This is a genomic window from Paenarthrobacter sp. AMU7 (assembly GCF_041200195.1).
Lineage (GTDB): Bacteria > Actinomycetota > Actinomycetes > Actinomycetales > Micrococcaceae > Arthrobacter.
In genome coordinates this window covers 4,210,889-4,230,830 of record NZ_CP165735.1, presented here as the reverse complement: position 1 = coordinate 4,230,830, position 19,942 = coordinate 4,210,889, and the positions used below count along the sequence as shown (strand labels likewise).

General features: G+C 62.9%; 19 protein-coding genes. 15 read left to right on the top strand and 4 right to left on the bottom strand.

The features are described from left to right. Positions 1-2: 2 nt before the first annotated feature. Both ABQM86_RS19405 and ABQM86_RS19400 read right to left on the bottom strand, forming a co-directional pair. On the bottom strand, positions 3-1,967 hold the full coding sequence (locus ABQM86_RS19405) for an acyl-CoA dehydrogenase family protein (protein WP_369745323.1): 1,965 nt from the start codon (positions 1,965-1,967) through the stop codon (positions 3-5). A gap of 62 nt (positions 1,968-2,029) precedes the next feature. Continuing rightward, positions 2,030-2,332: a hypothetical protein gene (locus ABQM86_RS19400; protein WP_207595242.1), complete on the bottom strand. Its 303-nt coding sequence runs from the start codon at positions 2,330-2,332 to the stop codon at positions 2,030-2,032. A 247-nt stretch (positions 2,333-2,579) separates the two neighbouring features. Between ABQM86_RS19400 and ABQM86_RS19395 the strand changes: the two genes are divergently transcribed. From ABQM86_RS19395 to ABQM86_RS19385, 3 genes are read left to right on the top strand one after another with little or no spacing between them, the layout of a single operon-like run. Next, on the top strand, positions 2,580-4,037 hold the full coding sequence (locus tag ABQM86_RS19395) for a DUF3375 family protein (protein WP_369745322.1): 1,458 nt from the start codon (positions 2,580-2,582) through the stop codon (positions 4,035-4,037). Then, positions 4,030-5,031, top strand: a complete 1,002-nt coding sequence (locus tag ABQM86_RS19390; protein ID WP_337341049.1) for a DUF4194 domain-containing protein — start codon at positions 4,030-4,032, stop codon at positions 5,029-5,031. Before ABQM86_RS19395 ends, ABQM86_RS19390 begins: the two co-directional genes overlap by 8 nt. Further along, positions 5,028-8,498 carry an ATP-binding protein gene (locus tag ABQM86_RS19385; protein ID WP_369745321.1) on the top strand — a complete coding sequence of 1,157 codons (3,471 nt, stop codon included), beginning with the start codon at positions 5,028-5,030 and terminating at the stop codon, positions 8,496-8,498. Before ABQM86_RS19390 ends, ABQM86_RS19385 begins: the two co-directional genes overlap by 4 nt. Positions 8,499-8,587: 89 nt before the next feature. Here the strand turns inward: ABQM86_RS19385 and ABQM86_RS19380 are convergent, their stop codons facing one another. Then, positions 8,588-9,082: an FBP domain-containing protein gene (locus ABQM86_RS19380; RefSeq protein WP_369745320.1), complete on the bottom strand. Its 495-nt coding sequence runs from the start codon at positions 9,080-9,082 to the stop codon at positions 8,588-8,590. A 489-nt stretch (positions 9,083-9,571) separates the two neighbouring features. Between ABQM86_RS19380 and ABQM86_RS19375 the strand changes: the two genes are divergently transcribed. From ABQM86_RS19375 to ABQM86_RS19345, 7 genes are all read left to right on the top strand, one after another. Next, complete coding sequence (locus tag ABQM86_RS19375) at positions 9,572-10,642, top strand: iron-siderophore ABC transporter substrate-binding protein (RefSeq protein ID WP_207595239.1); 1,071 nt, start codon at positions 9,572-9,574, stop codon at positions 10,640-10,642. 5 nt (positions 10,643-10,647) lie between these two features. Further along, positions 10,648-11,748, top strand: a complete 1,101-nt coding sequence (locus ABQM86_RS19370) for a FecCD family ABC transporter permease (protein ID WP_369745319.1) — start codon at positions 10,648-10,650, stop codon at positions 11,746-11,748. Beyond that, on the top strand, positions 11,745-12,854 hold the full coding sequence (locus ABQM86_RS19365) for a FecCD family ABC transporter permease (protein WP_369745318.1): 1,110 nt from the start codon (positions 11,745-11,747) through the stop codon (positions 12,852-12,854). Before ABQM86_RS19370 ends, ABQM86_RS19365 begins: the two co-directional genes overlap by 4 nt. A 1-nt stretch (position 12,855) precedes the next feature. Then, the gene (locus tag ABQM86_RS19360) at positions 12,856-13,680 is read left to right on the top strand and encodes an ABC transporter ATP-binding protein (RefSeq protein ID WP_207595236.1); all 825 of its coding nucleotides are present in this window, start codon (positions 12,856-12,858) and stop codon (positions 13,678-13,680) included. Next, the gene (locus ABQM86_RS19355) at positions 13,677-14,732 is read left to right on the top strand and encodes a siderophore-interacting protein (protein WP_207595235.1); all 1,056 of its coding nucleotides are present in this window, start codon (positions 13,677-13,679) and stop codon (positions 14,730-14,732) included. The genes ABQM86_RS19360 and ABQM86_RS19355 overlap by 4 nt, the downstream gene beginning before the upstream one ends. 179 nt (positions 14,733-14,911) lie before the next feature. Then, positions 14,912-15,742, top strand: a complete 831-nt coding sequence (locus ABQM86_RS19350) for an SGNH/GDSL hydrolase family protein (protein ID WP_207595234.1) — start codon at positions 14,912-14,914, stop codon at positions 15,740-15,742. After that, the gene (locus ABQM86_RS19345; RefSeq protein WP_369745317.1) at positions 15,739-16,563 is read left to right on the top strand and encodes an SGNH/GDSL hydrolase family protein; all 825 of its coding nucleotides are present in this window, start codon (positions 15,739-15,741) and stop codon (positions 16,561-16,563) included. The genes ABQM86_RS19350 and ABQM86_RS19345 overlap by 4 nt, the downstream gene beginning before the upstream one ends. On the opposite strand, the gene ABQM86_RS19340 is transcribed toward ABQM86_RS19345, so the two are convergent. Continuing rightward, entirely contained in the window at positions 16,539-16,826 is a 288-nt protein-coding gene (locus ABQM86_RS19340) for a YciI family protein (protein WP_011776364.1), read from the bottom strand. The genes ABQM86_RS19345 and ABQM86_RS19340 overlap by 25 nt on opposite strands. 68 nt (positions 16,827-16,894) lie before the next feature. On the opposite strand from ABQM86_RS19340, the gene ABQM86_RS19335 reads away from it, so the two are divergent. The 5 genes from ABQM86_RS19335 (at position 16,895) to rpsN (ending at position 19,299) form a co-directional block, all read left to right on the top strand. Then, positions 16,895-17,374: a MarR family winged helix-turn-helix transcriptional regulator gene (locus ABQM86_RS19335; RefSeq protein WP_089596480.1), complete on the top strand. Its 480-nt coding sequence runs from the start codon at positions 16,895-16,897 to the stop codon at positions 17,372-17,374. 43 nt (positions 17,375-17,417) lie between these two features. Further along, positions 17,418-18,182: an SGNH/GDSL hydrolase family protein gene (locus ABQM86_RS19330; RefSeq protein WP_207595232.1), complete on the top strand. Its 765-nt coding sequence runs from the start codon at positions 17,418-17,420 to the stop codon at positions 18,180-18,182. Between the two features lie 403 nt (positions 18,183-18,585). Beyond that, positions 18,586-18,822 (top strand): 50S ribosomal protein L28, encoded by a 237-nt coding sequence (rpmB, locus tag ABQM86_RS19325; protein ID WP_011776361.1) that lies wholly within the window; start codon positions 18,586-18,588, stop codon positions 18,820-18,822. Continuing rightward, positions 18,822-18,989 (top strand): 50S ribosomal protein L33, encoded by a 168-nt coding sequence (gene rpmG / locus ABQM86_RS19320; RefSeq protein WP_003798558.1) that lies wholly within the window; start codon positions 18,822-18,824, stop codon positions 18,987-18,989. The genes rpmB and rpmG overlap by 1 nt, the downstream gene beginning before the upstream one ends. A 4-nt stretch (positions 18,990-18,993) precedes the next feature. Then, the gene (gene rpsN / locus ABQM86_RS19315) at positions 18,994-19,299 is read left to right on the top strand and encodes a 30S ribosomal protein S14 (protein ID WP_011776360.1); all 306 of its coding nucleotides are present in this window, start codon (positions 18,994-18,996) and stop codon (positions 19,297-19,299) included. The last annotated feature ends 643 nt before the right edge of the window (positions 19,300-19,942 follow it).

Here is a 19,942-nt window from a genome sequence, read left to right as displayed (position 1 = left end):
CGTCACCGATAGTTGCGGTGCAGGTTCTCCTTGGTTGAGGCCCCGGGCGACGCATCGCCGATCCACGGTCCGGTACCTTCGGACTGGTCCATGACTCCGGCCTCCAGCCAGGCGTAGTCACCGGCGAGGACTTTGCGCGAGAGACCGTGATCGCCGTCGTCAGTATTCCTCCACAGTTGGTCGAAGTATTCGTCCACCCGCACACGGGCCTGCTCACAGAAGGCCTCGGCCAGTTCGAATGCGGTGGCACCTTGTTCCGGGTGCTTGCGGAGCAGCATTTCAGCCCGCGAGCAGCACGCGGCCATAGCGAACAACTCGGCGCCGATGTCCACGATCCTGCCCAGGAACGCCTGCTTGTGCTCGAGCTTCGCCTGCCACCTGCCCATGCCGTAGAAGGTTTGCCGTGCAAGCCGCCGCGAGGACCTCTCGACGAAACGCAGCTGTTTGGCCAAGCGTCCGAATTCCGCATAGGACCGGGGATCCATGCCGGCGCCCGCCACGAGTTTCGGCAGCCATTTCGCGTAGAAGCCAGAGGCCCCGACGGCGGCCCTCGCCTTGTCCTGCAGGCTCGCATCCGCTGAGGCGAGGTCGCCCGCGGCGGCAAGGTGTGCGTCCACGGCTTCGCGGGCGATCAGGAGTTTCATGATCTCGCTGGAACCCTCGAAAATCCGGTTGATGCGGAGGTCCCGGAGCTGTTGCTCAGCGGCAACAGCACGCTCGCCCCGGGCCTCAAGGGAGTCCGCGGTTTCGAAGCCCCGGCCGCCACGGATCTGGACAAGGTCATCGGCGATCCGGCAGCTCAATTCCGTGGACCACAGCTTGGCCAGCGCTGCCTCGATGCGCACATCCTTCTGGCCGGCGTCGGCCATCTCGGCGGACAATTCGAACACCGCTTCCAGTGCAAAAGTGGTGGCGGCGATGAACGCGATCTTTTTGCCCACTGCCTCGTGTTGGCCAACTGGACGCCCCCACTGGGTCCGGGCGTTGGACCATTCGCGGGAAATCTTCAGGCTCCACTTTCCGGCAGCAACACACAGGCCAGGGATGGAGAGCCGTCCCGTATTGAGAGTGGTGAGAGCAATTTTGAGTCCTTGGCCTTCGCGGCCGAGCCGGTTGGCCGCGGGGACCCGGACCTGGTGGAAACGGGTCACGCCGTTTTCGATTCCACGCAGCCCCATGAAAGCGTTGCGGTTCTCCACCGTGATGCCGGGGGAGTCCATTTCCACAACGAACGCAGAGATCCCGCCCTTGTGCTCGGTCCCGTCAGTATCGGTATGTGCCGGGACACGGGCCATGACCACCACCAGTTCGGCGATCACACCGTTGGTGGTCCACAGTTTGACGCCGTCCAAAAGGTAAGAACCGCCGTCGTCGGACAACACGGCTGTGGCGCCCATACGGGCGGGGTCACTGCCGACGTCGGGCTCTGTGAGGAGGAAAGCGGTAATGGCGCCGGCGGCGCAGCGGGGCAGGTATTCCTGTTTCTGTTCCGGTGTGCCGAATTCCTTCACAGGCTCAGGGACGCCGATGGACTGGTGTGCAGAAATGAGGGCGCCGAGGCTTGGATGTACCGATCCCAGCAGGGCGAGGGCGCGGCCGTAATAGACAAGGGACAAACCCAAGCCACCGTATTCGCGCGGAATTTTCATACCGAAAGCGCCCAGATCGGCGAGCCCCCGGAGGTACTCGTCGGGAATTTTGGCGTCGCGTTCAATCACGCGTCCGGACATGGTCTTGGCGAACGTGAGGAGCCGGCCCATGAATTCCTCGCCCCGCTCCACATCGTCTGCCCGTGCTTGAGGCCACGGGTGGATCAGGCTGAGGTCGAAGCTGCCCAGGTAAAGCCCCTTGGCGAAGCTGGGCCGGTTCCATTCGGTTTCCCGCGCGGCCTCGGCGACGGCGCGGGCTTCTTCTGCGGTGGCGTTGACGCTTGCGGCGGCGAGACTGTTGTCAGTGGCGGACGTCATGGAATAACTCCTCTAGCCGGTTGTACCGGATGGAGCCAGGGTCCGCCGTGGGTGGGAACCCTTCAGCTGTCCCTCAATGCTACCCGCGGGTAGCTACCCGTGCCAGAGGAAATCTGGGGCTGGAATTCGGCCGGAATTTCCACTTGTCCTGCGTGGTGGACCAGACGGTCCCACGCGAAATTAATGCCATGGACAAGGCCACCCAGAATGCCTTTGACGGCATACCAGACCATACCCATGGTGCCAACGAGAATGATGGTGGCCATTGCTGCTGCTGCGATGAATGCCACCAACAGTGCAGCAAAGACCAGCGTTCCAATAACTACGTAGGTGCCTGTTTCCAGCGCAGTGAAATCGAAATCCATGGTTCCCCCCGGAGCGACGGTGCGTGGGTCGGCGCGGCGTGGCTGCGTCGATGTTCTGACACTAGGGGTGGGCGGGCTTTCCGGCCAGAGGCGAAACGCCTCCCGAAGCCGTTGATACGGGATCGAAACCATACCGCACGGTAGGTTACGAAATGGTTGCGGTGGGGAGGCTCTGACGCTCTGCGTTAACCTTGTACGGGGCAGTTTCCGCTGCCAGCCAGGTTTCGCAGCAGCTGAAGGAGAGTAGTTGTCCCGTTCAGCCATGTCCTCCGCCGACGCCATCAGCGCGAGGCTACGTGACCTCGAACAGCTGACCAAAGGCCCTGCGTGGGCTTTGACCCGATCGGCGCCGTGGGTGATCGCCGTGCTGCAGGCATCCTTTACCCGCACCCGGCCGCAGCTTCCGCTCGAAGAGTTCCATGCCGACGTCGACGCTTTCCTTGAGCAGCTTCGGCGCCAGGACCCGGCCTTGGGCGGTCAGCAGAACGGCAAGCTGTTCGGCGACGAATGGACGCGCAAGCAGTTCCTGACCCGACGCAACCAGTCCGGCCAGATCGTCTACGAAGTCACAGAACCCGCCGCCCGCGTGCTGGCGTTCCTGGACAGCCTTTCCAGCGAGCGTTCCACGCTGAATGGATCGCGGCTCGGCACGCTTCTGGGAGATGTGGAGAAGCTGGCCAACGAAACCAATCCGGACCAGAGCGCGCGGCTGGAAGCCCTGGAGGAGGAAATCCGGGAGCGGCAGCAGTTGGTGGAGGACATCAGCTCGGGCGAATTCGATGGCCTTCTGGACGACGAAGATGCTGTGGAAGCTGCCGGCAACATCCTGGACCTCGCCGCCAGCCTGCCCGCGGATTACAAGAAAATGCGTGACCGCATCGAGGAATTGGTCGGCGAGCTCCGCAACCAGATCATTGAGGAGTCCCTGAGCAAGGGTGCCACCATGGCCCAGGTTTTGGAGGCCGACAAGCGGCTGCGCCAAAGCCCCGAGGGCCGCACCTTCCGGTCGTTCACGGCCTTCCTGGAAGACCCGCAGCAACAATTGCGCTTCCGCTCGGCGATCGGCGAAGTGCTGAGCAGGCAATTCGCCGACGACCTCTCCCACGAAGACCGCGAGACGCTCAAGAACCTGGTGGCTGAACTGCGAACGCAGCACAGCCAGATCCAACGTATCTACGGCAAGCTTTCCGAGAGCCTGAATACGTACATCCAGAGCGACGATGTCCGGCAATCCGTCAGCCTCCGCAAGGTGCTGGCCGAAGCCGAGCAAGCCATCCGCTCCATGCCGTACGAACGGGACCGACCCGGCCTGATCCCAGGGCCAGTCCTGTTCAACGCCGGGTTCGAGTCGCTGGCAATGGTCAAACTGTTCGACCCCGACGAATTCGCCACACCCCCGCGCCTGGCCGACCCCATCGCGTTCAGCGACTCCGACCGCGTGCGGTCTGCGCGCACCGGCAAGGCCAAGCCTGCCGTTATCCGTGCAGCCATGGCCGGCGCGGCCACCCTGGGCGACGCCTGGGAAAACCTGCCCGCCGAGGAACGGCACATCAACACAGTACGCACACTGCTGTCCATGGCATTACAGGGCGGCGCCGCCTTCGACCGGGCCGCCTGGGAACACATCGACTTCGAACAAATCGACGGCAGCATCCGCACGGCATACCTGCCCGTCGTCACGCTGAATGAGGATTCTGATGACTGAGGAAATCACAACAGAGGAAATCACGACGGCGGATGGCGCCGAAGCGGACGAGGTCACCGAGGAGGTGGCTGAGGTTGGTGTTGAGACGGCTGAGCCTTTGACCGGGCCGGCAGAGTCCGCTGAACCGGCGGCCGAAATAAGCCATGCGGATCCGTTCCGGGTAACACCGCGGGACTCCTTCGTTGACGGTGCAGCGCTGTTCCCCGGCGACACCGGCGTGCTCCCCATGAAGGTGCGGCATGCACTGGTGAAGCTTCTCAAGGGCCCGTACATCGACGGCGGTCGCGACGAGAAATTGTGGACCACCCTCTTGGACAACCAGCTGATCCTCCGCAGTCGCCTGTCCGAACTGTTCCTCACCCTCCAGCTTGATCACGACCGCAAAATTGCGGTCCTCCGTCCCGTCGATCCCGACATCATCGGTGCAAGCTCCCGGTCGAGCATCCTCCGGCAGCAGCGTGCCCTGAGCCGCGTGGAGACCATCGTCCTGCTCCGGCTTCGCCTGCTGCTGGATCGCCACGTCACTGCCCAGACGGACCCGACGATTACGCGTGAAGAAATCTCGGACCTGGTGGCCAACTACACCCCGGCCGGCCAACAAGACGCCCTCCGAGACTCCGACGTGGTCACCCGCACCATCACCAAACTCCTGGCCCGACAACTCCTCCTTCCCACGCCGCTGGACGACAGCTACACCATCAGCAACGCCCTGCCACTGGCCCTCCCATTCGAGAACATCGGCGACATCCCAGCCCAAATCGAGGCCCTGATAGCAGTAGCCGCCGACGAGTCCGGAACAGAACCCCTCCTGGACCTGGACTCCGACTCCGACTCCAGCGACGACGACTCTGGGAACGACGCCGAGGCAGGGGACCGCACAAGCGGCGACGCCGGAGACATGCGGCAGCATGCGTCTAAGGGAGGAACGACCGAGCATGCCGAGCATGTGTCTGGTACCGCCGCGGACGCAACAACTGAAGGACAAGCCAAGTGACCATCGCAAGCATGCTCCCGCTCGGTGAGCTCACAAACCCGGGCCAAATGCGTTTGGCACTTGTGCAGGTGGTCAACTGGGGCACCTTCCACGGGGCCCACACTATGCATGTGGACCGCAAAGGTACCCTCCTGACGGGTAACTCGGGCGTAGGTAAGTCGACGCTCTTTGATGCGATGCTTCGCGTGTTTGACGCCCGTCCGCGCTCGAATGAGGCTGCTGCCCAGCGCTCCGGCGGTGCTGTGGAGGACAAGAGGACCACGTTCACTTACATGCGCGGCAAGGTGGGTGATAAGGCGGTGGGCGACAGCTCGGCCAGTGCCTTCCAGCGCCCGGGTGCCACGTGGTCCGCCGTCGCACTGACGTTTGATAACGCGGCCGGCACGAAGGTGACGGTGTCGGCGCTGTTCGATCTTCCCAAGAACGGCACGGAGTCGAGCGTCGGGCGCTTCTATGTGATCGACAGCAAGCCGTTGGACCTTGAAGCCATTGAAGGGATCGCGCAGAAGCGGTTCACCAAGGGCGCGCTGGAATCGATCTTCCCGGATGGCCAGGTTTTCGACGTCCACAAGGCGTTCGCCGAGCGTTTCCGGAGGCTCCTGGGTATCAACTCGGACCAGGCGCTGCCACTGCTTCGCGTGATCCAGGCCGGTAAGGGTTTGGGCGGCAGCGTGAATACGTTCTTCCGCGATCAGGTGCTTGATGCTCCGGCCACGTTGGCTGCCGCTGATGATGTGGTGGAGGAATTCAGCAACCTGATGTCCATCCGGCAGCGGTTGGAGGATGTGCGGCAGCAGCGCGACCAGTTGGCACCCGTTCCGGGGCTGAACAAGGAGTATGCACAAGCTCTGCTGGACGCGAATCGTCTCCGGGAGTTGGCCGGCGAGGAGTTCGAGGCCTACAAGCAGCAGCTCGCGGTTACTGTTCATGCCAAGACGCTGGCGCGGTTCAAGGAGCTGGCCCAGTCCAAAGCGCAGGAACTCGCTGCCGAACGCACGGTGCGTGACGCCCTGGCCAAGGACCTCCGTGATCTTGAACTGGATTACAACAACCGTGGCGGCAACGCGATTTCGGCCATTGAGCAGTCGTTGGAGAACGCCAGGGTTGGGCTGAAGCTCCGTCAGCAGGTGGAGGATTCGGCCCGGAAGGCGCTGGCCGATGCCGGGTTGAACCTGGAGTGGTCCAGCGAAGGGTGGGACCAGGCACACGAGCAGGCAGCTGCCCGATCGGCAGAGCTGAAGGACGATTCGGAGGCCCTTAAGGAGCTTCGTTTTGAGGCGTTCGACGGGCACGCCACCAAAAAGCGTGAACTCGCAGCGGCCCAGCAGGAACTCCTGTCGTTGCGGTCGCGCAAGTCCCTGTTGCCGCCGTCGAGTATTGAAAACCGCGCTGCCATCGCGGCCGCAACCGGCGTCCCGGAAGAGCGGATGCCGTTTGGCGGCGAGTTGATCGACCTTGCGGAGGGTCAGGACCAATGGCGTCCGGCCGCCGAGCGAGCCCTCCGTAACCTTGCCACCACGTTGCTGGTTCCGGGTGAGCATTTCGCCGCAGTCACTCGGTACCTGAACGACAACGCCGTCCGTGGCGCCCTCCGCGCCGTTGATGTGTCCAAGCCGCTGGCCGGCGGCGCGTTGGCTGTGGAGGACGTGTCCGACGGCGACCTCTTGACGAAGTTGAGCATCCTCACCTCGGGGGTCAACGCCGACGCCGGGGAATGGATCCGTGAGCGGATCGCCCTGGATTTCGCGTACCCGTGCGTGGAGGATCCCGACCAGCTTGCGTCGATGGACAAGGGCCTGAGCCTTGGTGGCGTAGTTAAGCGCAACCGTCACACCGTTGAGAAAGACGACCGTTTCACGAGCCGGCAGGATTACGTCCTGGGCTTCGACAACGCTTCCAAATTGGAGCTTGTGGCAGCCCGCGTGGGCGAATTGGAGAACGAGCTCGCGAAAGCTGCGGAACTTGCGCAGAGCCGTGAGGATTCGCACCAGGGTATGGCCCGGCAGCTCGAGGCGCTCCGCCGTGTGGCTGAGGATGAGCGGACGTGGGAGCAAGTTTCCGCAGCGGTCGCAGCGGACGAACTTGCCAGGATTGAACAGCGCCTGACGGATGCTTTGGCCGCGCAGGCGGACCTTGAGCCTTTGCGTGCCAACATCGAAGCCGTGCGGGAGAAGCACCAGTCCTCCACAGGTACGGCCGCCGTCCTGCAGAGCGAATACAAAGCACTCGACCACAAGATGACCACGGCTGACGGCCTGCTCGACGCGGCGAGGCTGAAGCTCGAGCAAGCACCGCCGTCGGCCTCTACCGTCACCGCGCTGGAACCGTACTTTGAGGGTGTCGGTGAGGTCTCTGAACTGTACGAGCTCGACAACCTGGCCAACAGTGTCCGCAACAAACTGCTCGACGAACTGCATTCCGCGGAATCGCGCGGACAGGCGACGGCCGAGCGGTTGACCCGCTTGTTTGAAGCCTTCGTGCGGGACTGGGGAAGTGCCATCAGCGCCGACCACGGTACGTCGATCGGTGCTGCCGGAGACTTCGAATCCCGGTATCACGCGATTGTGAGCGATGGCTTGCCCTCGCAGGAGGCCGAGTTCCGGCTGTTCTTCAACCAGCGCACCCACGAGTCGTTCAGCACGCTCCTGCACTTGTTGGACGAGGAACGCCGCAGTATCACCAGTCGTATCCTGCCCCTCAACGGCATTCTGTCGCAGGTCAATTTCCACGAGGGCAGCTTCCTGGAACTCGACATCAAACAGACGCTCCCGGCCACCGCCAAACAGTTCAAGGATGCGATTCAAAACGCCTTGAAGGCGAAGCACGCTCGCCCCTCGCGTGGCGCTGCTTCAGCCACAGAAATGGACGACGACGCCGAACTCACCGCGCGTTACAAGTCGTTGGAAACGCTGGTGAAGCGGCTTGGATCGCAGACGCCTGAGGATCGCCGTTGGCGTGCCGAAGTGCTGGACGTCCGAGGGCACCTGTTCATCCAGTGCAAGGAGCACCGTGAAGTTGCTTCGAAATCGGGCAAAGCCGGCACCGGCAAGGCAGCCAAGCGGAAGACCGAAGTCTTCATGCATGCCGATACCGGCTCCATGTCCGGCGGTGAGCGCCAGCGTTTCACGGCGTTCATCATGGCCGCGGCCTTGAGTTACCAGTTGGGCATCGCCGAGCAGGGCTTCACGACGTACGGCACGGTGATGATGGACGAAGCCTTCGTATTGGCTTCCGAGGAATTCGCGGGTGCAGGCATCAAGGCGCTTCACGAATTCGGGTTCCAGTTGTTGCTTGCTGCCCCCGAAAACGTGATTGACCTGTCCCGACACCTTGGATCCGTCACGGAAATCCTCCGCGACAAGCGCACCAACCGTTCCGGCGTGCTGACGGCTCCGGTGATCGCCGGACCGGCCGAGCCTGGTGCATGGCGGTCCGAAGCCAACCCGGTGGACATCGTCCTGCGCTAGGCGCGCTATGCGACGACGCCAGCCCAACTGACTGGCAGTAGTGGTTGGTATGAGCTCACATAGCAACCACTACTGCCAGCTGGATCGAGTTACTTAGCCCGGACGCGGTCCAGGAACTGTTCGGTCCTGGACTCCAGCCCGGCGATCTGCCGAACAACGACGGCGGCCGGGTCCGGGTTGATCTCGTTGACGGGCGGTTCTTTGCGTACATTGGTGCTGCAGCCGAACTCGGCGCAGATCAATGTCCCCACGGTGTTGCCGTCCTTGCCGGATTGTCCGGCCTTCTTGGCAACCCACAGGTAGACGTCGTCTTTGGAGAAAACGTCACGGCATAGTTCGCAGAGGACAACGCGCCTCTTGCCGGAACCACCTTCAGGAGCCCGGAGCAGGATCCCCGTGAGCTTGCCCCGATGTGGAACCACGAGGTAGCCGCGTTGGGGCATCTTTTCGTCCCGCCACCCCAGGAACTCCAGGTTGTCCCAGTCGAGGATTTCGAAGTCGCGGGGGAGCTTGACCTTGGCAGCCTCTGAGCGACTGGCGTTGATGAACGACGAACGGATTTGTTGGGCAGTGATTTTCTGCATGGCAAAGCTTCTTTCGGAAATGGTCGACGTCCGCGCGCTACTGGAGGCGCGCGGGAATGGGCAGAAGACGTCGGTCATCGGAGAAAGAGGGCACTGCAAAGAGACCCCAAAATGAGGGCTGGGTTAGTGCCTAAAAAGATGCCGACGTGTGGGGGAGTGCCAAGCAGGCCAATGCGGCCACCTCGCCAACCATGGCTGCAGCAACTGAAACAGTGCGCACGCTCATCCCCTCGTTCATATCCGTAAGAAGCGGTAGTCCGCTGTCGCCCATACTTTCAAAATTTTCGGGCAGCTGTCCACTGCGAGAGCGTTCGGTTGAAGGACGCGGGATGTGAGAGAGCGTTCGGTTGAAAGACGCGGGATGTGAGAGAGCGTGTGATCTGCGTCCCAATTCAGAAGGATGCCGGATTAGGTGACGCAAACGTTTCTTAATTATCGACAGGCTAGGCTAGCCTTACTTAGGTTCGCATCACTTACTTAAGGAGTCCCGTGGCTTCCCTTCTCCCACGCCGCGCCCTGCTGAAAACAGCAGGAACCGCGACGGCCGCTTTGGCCGCCGTCGCTCTTACCCTCACCGGCTGCTCCACTGGTCCGGCAACGTCCGCTCCGGCTTCTGAGCAGGCAGCGTCTTCGGCGTTCCCCGTGACCATCAAGAACGTCTTTGGTGAGACCACCATCAAAGAGCAGCCCAAGCGTGTAGTCACTGTCTCGTGGGTCAATGACGATATCGCGATCGCCCTGGGCGTTGTTCCCGTAGGTGTCCCGAAGAACGAATGGGGCAACAACGAGCAAGGCTCCACCCCGTGGAAGGACGCAGCGCTGGAGAAGCTCGGCGCCGGCTTTGGCACCGACAAGGCTCCGGTCCAGTTCTCCGAAGCTGACGGCATCAACTTCACCGAGATCGCCAAGCTCAATCCGGACGTTATCCTGGCTGCATACTCGGGCCTTGAAGAAGCTGACTACAAGAAGCTCAGCGAAATCGCCCCCGTCGTGGCACAGCCGGAGCTCGCCTACGGCACCCCCTGGCAGGAAAGCACCACCTTGATCGGGAAGGCACTGGGCAAGGAAGCCGAAGCCAAGAAGCTGATCGAAGACACTGAGACCACCGTCAAGGACAAGGTCTCCAAGTTCCCGCAGATCAAGGACAAGACCTTCATCTACGGCAACCTCGAGCCCGCCAAGGGCGACGGCGCCAACGTTTACACGGCTATCGACAACCGCCCCCGCTTCCTCTCCGAAATCGGCATGAAGCTGGCTCCCGTGGTTGAACAGAACACCAAGTCGACTACTGAGTTCTTCATCCCGTGGTCCGCTGAGAAGGCCAACGAGCTCGAGTCCGACATCTTCGTCACCTGGGTTCCGGACGCCACCACGGCAGATGCCATCAAGGCTGATCCGCTGCTCGGACAGATCCCGGCCATCAAGAAGGGCGCCCTGGTTGCCGATTCGGACAACACTCTGACGCTCTCCATCTCCGCCTCATCGCCGCTGAGCTTGCCGTGGGCACTGGATACGTTCCTGCCGCAGCTGGGTAAAGCAGCAGACGCAGCGGGCAAGTAACTGCAATGAAACTGAGTACGACGACGGCAGTCCAGGGGCGGGGCAACGACACTTCGGTGCCGGGCCCGGGAGGCATCGCCCCTGAAACTGCTGGAACCGGTTCCCGCAGCACCGCAGGCAAGCGCACCGCTTGGCTGTTGGCGGCCGTCGTCGTACTCGCCGCTGTCTGCGCCGCATCCTTGGCGATCGGCGCCCGCGGGCTTCCGCTCACCACTGTTTGGGAAGCACTCACCGACTTCAATCCGGCAGACGGCAACCACGCCGTGGTCATTGCCCGGATTCCCCGCACCGTCCTGGGCCTGCTTGCCGGAGCGGCACTTGGCCTTGCCGGCGCAGCCATGCAGGGCGTGGCCCGCAACCCGCTTGCCGATCCCGGGATCCTGGGACTTAATGCCGGCGCTGCCTTGGCCGTGGTCGTGGGGATCTACGTTTTCGGTATCGGGTCGCTGTCCGGCTACATCTGGTTCGCCTTCATCGGCGCCGCGGTGGCCGCCGTCGTGGTTTACGCCGTTGCTTCCCTGGGACGTGATGGTGCGACGCCGCTCAAACTCGCCCTCGCGGGTGCGGCCCTGAGCGCAGGCCTGTTCTCCCTGATGAACGTCATCCTGGTTTCGAGCCAGGACACGTTCGATCGTTTCCGCTTCTGGCAGGTGGGTACCATCGGCGGACGTGACTGGTCCGTCCTCCTTCCCGCGCTGCCGTTCCTCGCCACCGGGGCCCTGATCATCCTGGCCGGCGGTCGCATTTTGAACAGCCTGGCACTGGGCGACGACATTGCCCGTGGCCTCGGCCAGAACGTTGCTTTGGCCCGTGGCATCACCGGGCTGGGCATCGTCCTGCTTTGTGGATCCGCCACTGCCGTGGCCGGACCGATCGCCTTCCTGGGCCTCGTCATTCCGCACGCCGTCCGCTCGCTGACCGGGCCGGACTACCGGTGGATCCTGCCGTTCTCCGCCGTTGTGGCCCCCATCCTGCTGATCAGCGCCGACATCATTGGCCGCGTGATCCTTCTCCCCGGCGAAGTCCCCGCAGGAATCATGACGGCCATCATCGGGGCCCCTGTGTTCGTGTGGCTCATCCGCCGCGGCAAGGGGGCCGGGCTGTGACAACTGTTCATAAATTACCCACCGAGCTGGCACTTAATGCCAATAATGCCGGCAAACATAACCATCAATTGTCACTTCGGCGGGTGCTGGGCCCCACCTTTGTGCTCGGGCTCGCTGTAGTGGTCATGTTCGCGGTCTACGTGCTTCTGGGCAGCTACACCGTGACCATTCCGGACTTCTTTAAGATCGTCATCAACCACCTGACCGGTGGGGAGAAGATCCCCGGTGCAAGCTTCATCGTCATGGAGCACAAACTGCCCCGCGCTGTAGTGGGAACCATGATCGGCATTGCCTTCGGCTTGGCAGGTGCGCTCTTCCAGACCATGCTGCGGAACCCGCTGGCCAGCCCGGACATCATCGGCATCAGCTACGGTGCCAGCGCGGCAGCCGTGACGGCCATCGTCATCTTCGGCGCTTCCGGGGCCGTCGTTTCGGGGGCTGCGCTCGGCGGTGCGCTGGGGGTCGCAGCCATCATCTACGCAATCTCGCGCGGTGGTTCGGGCGCCGGTGGAGGCAGCCGCGGCAATGCCGCCGGCAACCGTCTCATCCTGGCAGGCGTCGGCATCGCCGCAGCCCTGCACGCAGTGGTCAACTTCCTCATGACCCGCGCTGACATCCGTACCGCAGCCGATGCCCTCATCTGGCTCAACGGATCTTTGAACTCCGCAACCTGGGACAGGGCAGGTGTCCTGGCGGTCTCCTTGCTGGTCCTGATTCCCGCCGTCATTGCCCTGGCAGGCCCATTGCGCATCCTCGAGCTTGGCGACGACGCCGCTGCGGGCCTTGGGATCAAGGTCAATGCCGCCCGGCTGGGACTGGTGTTGACCGCCGTCGGACTTGCCGCCGTCGCAACCGCCGCCGCCGGTCCCGTTGCATTCGTCGCGTTCCTTGCAGGTCCGATCGCCCGCCGGCTCGTCCGCAAACCGAGCCTCCCGGCGTCGGCCCTTACCGGTGCGCTGATCGTGCTTCTGGCCGACTTCTTCGCCTCCAACATCGCTCCCGTCATCCTCGACGGAACCGTCCTCCCGGTCGGCGTCATCACCGGCGCCCTCGGTGCTCCCTTCCTGCTGTGGCTGCTGGTCACGTCGAACCGAAAGGAGGCCTGACATGGCCATCCTTAATGCCCAGGACCTGACGCTCCAATACGAGGCACGCAAAGTGGTGGAGGGACTCTGCACCGAGATTCCCGAGGGCAAAGTGACCATGATCGTGGGAGCCAACGCCTGCGGAAAGTCCACCCTCCTGCGCGGACTGTCCCGCCTGCTCAAGCCCGCCGGCGGCGCCGTGACCCTCGACGGCAAGGACATCCACACCCGCCCCGCCCGCGAACTCGCCCGCACGCTCGGCCTGCTCCCGCAACACCCCACCGCTCCTGACGGCATCACCGTGCGCGACCTCGTGGGCCGCGGCCGGTACCCCCACCAAGGCTTCTTCCGCAGCTGGAGCGCAGCCGACGACGCCGCCGTGCAGCGCGCGCTCGACGCCACCTCCACGCTGGAACTCGCTGACCGCAGCATCGATGAACTATCCGGCGGACAGCGTCAACGCGTATGGATCGCCATGGCCCTGGCGCAGGAAACGGAAGTCTTGCTGCTGGACGAGCCCACCACCTACCTGGACCTCGCGCACCAAGTGGAGGTCCTGGACTTGATCACGGACCTCAACCGCAGCCGGGGAACCACCGTGGCAATCGTGCTCCACGACCTCAACCTCGCAGCACGGTACGCGGACCACGTCATCGCCATGAAGGGCGGGTGCATCGTGGCCGAAGGGCCGGCGCCCGTCGTTGTCACCGAAGAACTCGTCTACAACGTGTTCGGACTGGAATCCCGCGTGGTTCCGGACCCCATTTCAGGCACACCGCTGATCGTCCCCATCGGACGCCACCACGCACGCCCCGCTTCAACCAACGAACTGGAGATCGCCTCATGAGTGCACAACCGACCCAGGCAAAAGCAAGCGCCGCCGTGGAGCCCATGACCCTCGCCTTCGACGTCACCGTGACGGCAGTGCAGGAATTGAGCCCGAACTTCCGCCGCATCACCTTCGGCGGTTACTCACTGCGCGGCTTCGGCGTTGCCGGAGACACGCTGGATCTCCGCGTGAAGCTGATGATCCCGTCCTTTGACGCGTCCGGAAACGTCATTCCGCTGCCTCCCTTCAAAATGGAAGAAGCCGGCTGGTACCAGGAATGGCTCGCCATGGACCCCTCCGTCCGCGGTGACATGCGCACCTACACCGTGCGTTCCGAGCGCCTCGACGCCGTGTACCCGGAGATCGACATCGACTTCGTCATGCACTTCGACGACGCCGGCCACGGCGGACCAGCCGCCAATTGGGCTCTCGCCGCAAAACCGGGAGACGCCCTCACCATCATCGGCCCCAACAACCGCGCGGCCCAGTGCACCACAGCCGGTGCATATGGTGGCATCGAATGGCGTCCGGGCATGGCCCAGCGCGTGCTCCTGGCCGGCGACGAAACCGCGGTCCCGGCCATCAGCGCCATCCTCGAGAGCCTCCCCGCGGACATGACCGGCCACGCCTTCCTCGAAGTACCAGAAGCCGGCGACTTCCAGGACATCAACACCGCAGCCGACATCGAAATCACCTGGCTTGCACGCGGTGCGGCCATCGGACGCGCACGTCCTCACGGAGAACTCCTCAAGGAAGCCGTCGCCAAGGCCGTTCCCGTGCCGGGCTGGGTAGGCATCAAGGGTGCCGGGACCGCAGCCGGACCCGAGCCCGAAGACGTCAACGTGGACCAGGACATCCTCTGGGAAACGCCGCAGCGCATGGACGCTGCAGCCATCGAAGCAACCAAGAACCCCACCCTTCCCGCTGGTGCACTGCCGTTCTATGCCTGGATCGCCGGTGAAGCGTTTGTCATCAAGGAAATGCGGCGCTACCTGGTGCGGGACGTTGGCATCGATCGTAAGCAGGTGGCTTTCATGGGCTACTGGCGCCGGGGCAAAGCGGAGGGCTAAGGCCGGCTTGATCGCTTAGTCCGCCACTGGGTGGCCGATGGCCGGCCATCCTCGGCGTGCTGCTCCTTCGTCGCTCTCTCACATCCCTCGGGTTTGGGGGGTGATCCTCTCTCACATCCCTCGGGCTTGTTCATTTGGGGTTGGTTCTGGTGTAACCGGGAGCGGGTAGCTTCGGTGGGGTGCGGGAGGAATTCGGGGACGGAGTTAAGGCTCGACGGCGGTTTGTCGCCATCGGGGATTCCTTCACCGAGGGCGTAGGGGACCCGAGCAAGGTCCTGCCCAACGGGGTCCGCGGATGGGCGGACAGGGTGGCCGAGAAGTTGGCGAAAGCAGAGCCGGGCTGGGAGTACGCCAACCTGGCAGTGCGCAGCAAAAGACTCCGCCACATCATTGACGAACAACTCGAGCCTGCGGTGGCCATGGAGCCGACGCTCATCACGCTCTACGCGGGCGGCAACGACATTCTGGACTTTGGTACGGACATGGAGGCGCTCCTCAACGACTATGAGCTGCTGGTGGCCCGGCTGAGTGAAACCGGGGCAACGCTGGTGCTGTTCACTGGGTTTGACGTGAAAGTCTCAGCGGTTTTGGAGCCTTTCAAAAAGCGCAACACCCTCTACAACCAAAGGGTCCGTGAGGTCGCCGCCAAGTACGGCGCAGTCCTGGTTGATTACTGGTGCTTTGACGCTTACAAAGACCAGCGGATGTGGGCCCCGGATCGCCTCCACATGTCCAAAGCGGGCCACAAGTACCTGGCCGCGCAGGTGTTGGACCATCTCAACGTCCCCCACAAATTCTCGCCCAAGGATTGGGACCCGCCCACGCGTTTGTCCATACGCGAATGGGAACGCCGGCAGCGTCGCTGGGTCAATGACTGGGTGGTCCCGCTCTTCGGACGGAAACTGCGGGGCGTCACGCTGGGCGACGCGCTCAGCCCACGCTGGCCCCAACCTGTGAAGGTCCCGCGCAAGGGTGGCTTGAAGAAGCTCATGGAAAAGGCCACCCAGTGAAGGAACAAACCAGATTCGTGGCGCTCGGCGATTCCTTTACTGAGGGTGTTGGTGACAACGACCTCAGGCTTCCCAACCATTGCCGGGGCTGGGCAGACCGGGTGGCAGAAGAACTGGCACGGCACGACGAAACAGTGCGGTACGCCAATCTGGCCATCCGCGGCAGGCGCCTCCAAAGGATCGCCGACGAACAAATCCAGCCCGCCCTCGCCATGAATCCCACGTTGGTCAGTTTCTACGCCGGCGGCAATGACCTTCTGATGGCCCGGCCCAACATGGCCAAACTGATCAAGGACTATGAAGATGCCGTCCGACGGATCACAGCCAGTGGGGCCACGGTGCTGCTGTTCACGGGTTACAACGTTCCCTTGTCACCCCTGCTGGAGCCGCTCAAAGTCCGCACGGCAATCTACAACCGCAATATTCGGCGCATCGCCGCGAAATACCAGGCGCTTCTGGTGGACTACTGGTGCTTCGAGAAATTCCAGGACCCGCGGATGTGGGCACCCGATCGCCTGCATATGTCCACGCGCGGCCACAGCTACATGGCCAAAAAGGTCCTCGAAGTGCTCGGAGCGCGGCACTCACTCCAGTCGCCCAGGCTCGCGGCTCCCCGTCCGCGGACCCGCACCGAAAGCATCGCCGACGACGTCGCCTGGCTGAGGCGCGACGTCGGACCTTGGCTTTCGCGTCGGCTTCGCGGCGTATCCAGCGGCGACCACGTGGAAGCGCGCTGGCCGGAACTCATGCCGGTGGTGCTGCCCGAACGACTGGGTACTGCGAAGGCGCAGGCGCCTCAGCTGTCCAGCAGGTTTTCGTAACCCTCAGCAACGCTGGTTGCCGTGAATTCGATGATCTCGAACTCGGCCACACCATTGCTGTAGAACGGGTCCTTGGCCAACGATGCATCCAACGTGGCCCGGTCCACCTTGGACAGCAGCACGCCGCCCGTGGCTGGGACGCGGCGTCCGGACGCAAGGAAGATGCCGCCGTCGAAAGCGTCCTTAAGCCAGGCCATGTGGCCCGGACGGTGGAAGTCGACAATTTCGTCGGGAACTTTGTAGGTCAACGAGACTACGAACATGCCGCCAGCCTATCGGTTGGGCCGCTGCCCGGACCTAAGGAGGCTGTGAATTCTCCTAAGATGGGTTCATGACTCAACCCCGCTGGCTGAACGCCGACGAACGCCGTGCCTGGCTGGCCCTGCTGAGCATCAACACCCTGCTTCCCTCGGCGTTGGACACCCAGCTTCAGTCGGTCGGCAAACTGTCTCTTTTCGACTACAACGTTTTGGCGATGCTCTCCGAAACCGAAGGCCGATACCTTCCCATGAGCGAGCTTGCTGCGCGAACGAGTGCCTCCTTGTCGCGCCTGTCGCATGTGGTGACCAAGCTGCAGAAGCGTGGCTGGGTAGAGCGGCAGGCGCACCCCGGCGACGCCCGTGTGACCGTTGCGCACCTCACCGAGGCCGGCATGTCCACCATTGTTTCCCTTGCCCCGGGACACGTGGAATCCGTGCGTACGCTGATGCTTGATTCGCTGACCCCGGACGACGTCGCAGACCTCGCCCGGATCGGTGAGAAAATTGTGGCCCGCCTGGACAACAACCACTGGATCCTTCGGGACTCGTGAGGGTGCTTTGTGGCCTCGGGCGTTGAGGTGGCAGACTGACGGCATGGATTTTTCTGCCCGTTACGTTGCCCTGGGCGACTCCTTCACTGAGGGCGTCGGCGACGACGATCCCCACCGCCCCAATGGCGTTCGAGGGTGGGCCGACGTCGTAGCCGGGCAGTTGGCAAGCAGCAACGAGGACTTCGGCTACGCGAATCTCGCGATCCGCGGCCGGAAGCTCCGCCAGATCATGGCAGAACAGGTGGACGCCGCCATCGCCATGAATCCAACGTTGGTGACCCTGTACGCAGGGGCGAACGACATCCTGCGGCCCAAGATCGATATTGACTCGCTTCTTGAGGAGTACGACGCCGGTATCGCCAAGTTAAGCGCGGCGGGCGCCACCGTTGTCCTCTTCACCGGCTTTGACGCAAAGGGCTCCAAAGTCTTCAGCGCCATGCGCGGCCGAACCGCGATCTACAACGAACTGGTGCGCGAAATAGCCGAGAACCACGGCGCCTTGCTGGTGGACTATTGGCGCTTTGACGAATACGACGATTGGCGGCTTTGGGGCGAGGACCGGATGCACATGTCCACCGCCGGCCACATCAACATGGCGAAGCGGGTGCTTGATGTCCTTGAGCACGAGCACGTCATCGAGGTCCCCGAACTGGCGCCGGCGCGTCTGATGAACCGGGTTGAAGCACTCAAGGCCAATGCACGCTGGTTCCGGGAATCCGCGGCGCCGTGGGTGGCCCGCCGCGTCCGAGGCGTCTCCTCCGGCGACGGTTTGAGCCCTAAGTATCCCGAATTGATCAGGCCGCTCTAGCCCGGTCTTGCGGGCGACCCGCCAGTGTTGGCGCGGTGGTCCGGGCGGTGGGCGCGGAGGGCTTATGATGCCGGATTGGTCTTAATTTGGCCTGGCCCGTAGAATAGTTAGGCGCTAGGTAGTGCGGTTCGTGTGCAATTGCTCCGGTTGGTGGTGACTGTCGGTTTTTCCGACATCCCGGTGGCCGGTAGTTAGGGGCTCAAGTTGCGTGCATTCCTGTATTCGCCCGGTATCCCAGGACCTGTTCCAGTGTTCGTCACTGCCCGGTCCTGAGGCCAACCTTCTTCGCCGCACTTGCTGCGGAAACTACCGAAATGGTTTGGAATCGGATGCGGACGCTGCCTGTCGCACGGTAACGCAGGAACATCTGCACGCCGTTACATTCAATCTTTGGAGGAGAGTCATGGCAGCACACTGCCAAGTGACCGGAGCCGAGCCGGGCTTTGGACACAGCATTTCGCACTCGCACCGTCGCAACAAGCGTCGGTTCGACCCGAACATTCAGAAGAAGCGCTACTGGGTTCCGTCCCTGCGCCGTAATGTCACGCTGACCCTGTCAGCCCGTGGCATCAAGACAATCGACGTCCGCGGCATCGACTCAGTCGTCGCCGACATCCTGGCACGAGGAGTAAAGCTCTAATGGCAAAGGACAAGGACGTACGTCCCATCATCAAGCTGAAGTCCACCGCGGGCACGGGTTACACCTACGTAACCCGCAAGAACCGTCGTAACGACCCGGACCGTCTGGTCCTGAAGAAGTACGACCCCAAGATCCGCCAGCACGTCGAATTCCGAGAGGAGCGCTAAACACATGGCAAAGAAGTCAAAGATTGCTCGCAACGAGCAGCGCAAGGTCATTGTTGAGCGTTACGCTGCCAAGCGTCTCGAACTGAAGAAGACCCTGGTTGACCCCAACGCGACTGACGAAGCACGCGAAGCTGCACGCCTCGGCCTGCAGAAGCTGCCCCGCAACGCCTCCCCGATCCGTCTGCGTAACCGCGACCAGATCGACGGCCGTCCCCGCGGCACGCTCCAGAAGTTCGGTATCTCCCGTGTTCGCTTCCGCGACATGGCTCACCGCGGTGAGCTCCCGGGCATCACCAAGTCTTCCTGGTAATCACGAAGCTCTGAAAAGGCCGGCAACCGTCATGGTTGCTGGCCTTTTCTGCGTTTAAGCCTGCTTCCTGGCGTGTGGCGAAGACTGCATGGCTGGGTGCGGGCGTTGGCTGGGGTGGACGCTCGCTCACTTCCCTCGGGTTTGGGGTGGACGCTCGCTCACTTCCCTCGGGTTTCACGCTGTCGCTCTCTCACTTCCCTCGGGGTTCACGCTGTCGCTCTCTCACTTCCCTCGGGGTTCACGCTGTCGCTCTCTCACTTCCCTCGGGTTCGGTCGAATGTTCGACGGCGGTTGTCGGCTTTGTGTCGGGGCGGAGGCCTTGGCGGATCTTGATGGTGTGACGGGCTTCACTCGGGTTGTTTCCGGCGGATTTTGGTTGGTTTGAGGCCTCGATGGGGCCTTTTGGCCCGTGTGGGCGGGGTTTTGGCTGGTACCGATGGTGATTTGTGCCGGGGCCGGTGGGCGTGTAATGTCTTCTGAGTCGCCGCGGGTGAGACAGCCTGGAGCTGAGAGCCGCGGAGGCCGAACCCCTTTGATAACAGCCTGAAAAATGGTTCGCTTTCGAGCGTTCCTGTGCAGGGTGGGGCCGAAGATTGGATCGGGAATCGCGGGAACGATGATTTGCCAAGATCTGGTTGTTCGG

Bases quoted from the DNA above. Each gene is read 5' to 3' on its own strand.
- rpsN (WP_011776360.1), top strand. From the start codon at position 18,994: ATGGCAAAGAAGTCAAAGATTGCTCGCAACGAGCAGCGCAAGGTCATT.
- ABQM86_RS19330 (WP_207595232.1), top strand. From the start codon at position 17,418: ATGGATTTTTCTGCCCGTTACGTTGCCCTGGGCGACTCCTTCACTGAG.
- ABQM86_RS19370 (WP_369745319.1), top strand. From the start codon at position 10,648: ATGAAACTGAGTACGACGACGGCAGTCCAGGGGCGGGGCAACGACACT.
- rpmG (WP_003798558.1), top strand. From the start codon at position 18,822: ATGGCAAAGGACAAGGACGTACGTCCCATCATCAAGCTGAAGTCCACC.
- ABQM86_RS19390 (WP_337341049.1), top strand. From the start codon at position 4,030: ATGACTGAGGAAATCACAACAGAGGAAATCACGACGGCGGATGGCGCC.
- ABQM86_RS19400 (WP_207595242.1), bottom strand. From the start codon at position 2,332: ATGGATTTCGATTTCACTGCGCTGGAAACAGGCACCTACGTAGTTATT.
- rpmB (WP_011776361.1), top strand. From the start codon at position 18,586: ATGGCAGCACACTGCCAAGTGACCGGAGCCGAGCCGGGCTTTGGACAC.
- ABQM86_RS19405 (WP_369745323.1), bottom strand. From the start codon at position 1,967: ATGACGTCCGCCACTGACAACAGTCTCGCCGCCGCAAGCGTCAACGCC.
- ABQM86_RS19340 (WP_011776364.1), bottom strand. From the start codon at position 16,826: ATGTTCGTAGTCTCGTTGACCTACAAAGTTCCCGACGAAATTGTCGAC.
- ABQM86_RS19335 (WP_089596480.1), top strand. From the start codon at position 16,895: ATGACTCAACCCCGCTGGCTGAACGCCGACGAACGCCGTGCCTGGCTG.
- ABQM86_RS19355 (WP_207595235.1), top strand. From the start codon at position 13,677: ATGAGTGCACAACCGACCCAGGCAAAAGCAAGCGCCGCCGTGGAGCCC.
- ABQM86_RS19380 (WP_369745320.1), bottom strand. From the start codon at position 9,082: ATGCAGAAAATCACTGCCCAACAAATCCGTTCGTCGTTCATCAACGCC.
- ABQM86_RS19360 (WP_207595236.1), top strand. From the start codon at position 12,856: ATGGCCATCCTTAATGCCCAGGACCTGACGCTCCAATACGAGGCACGC.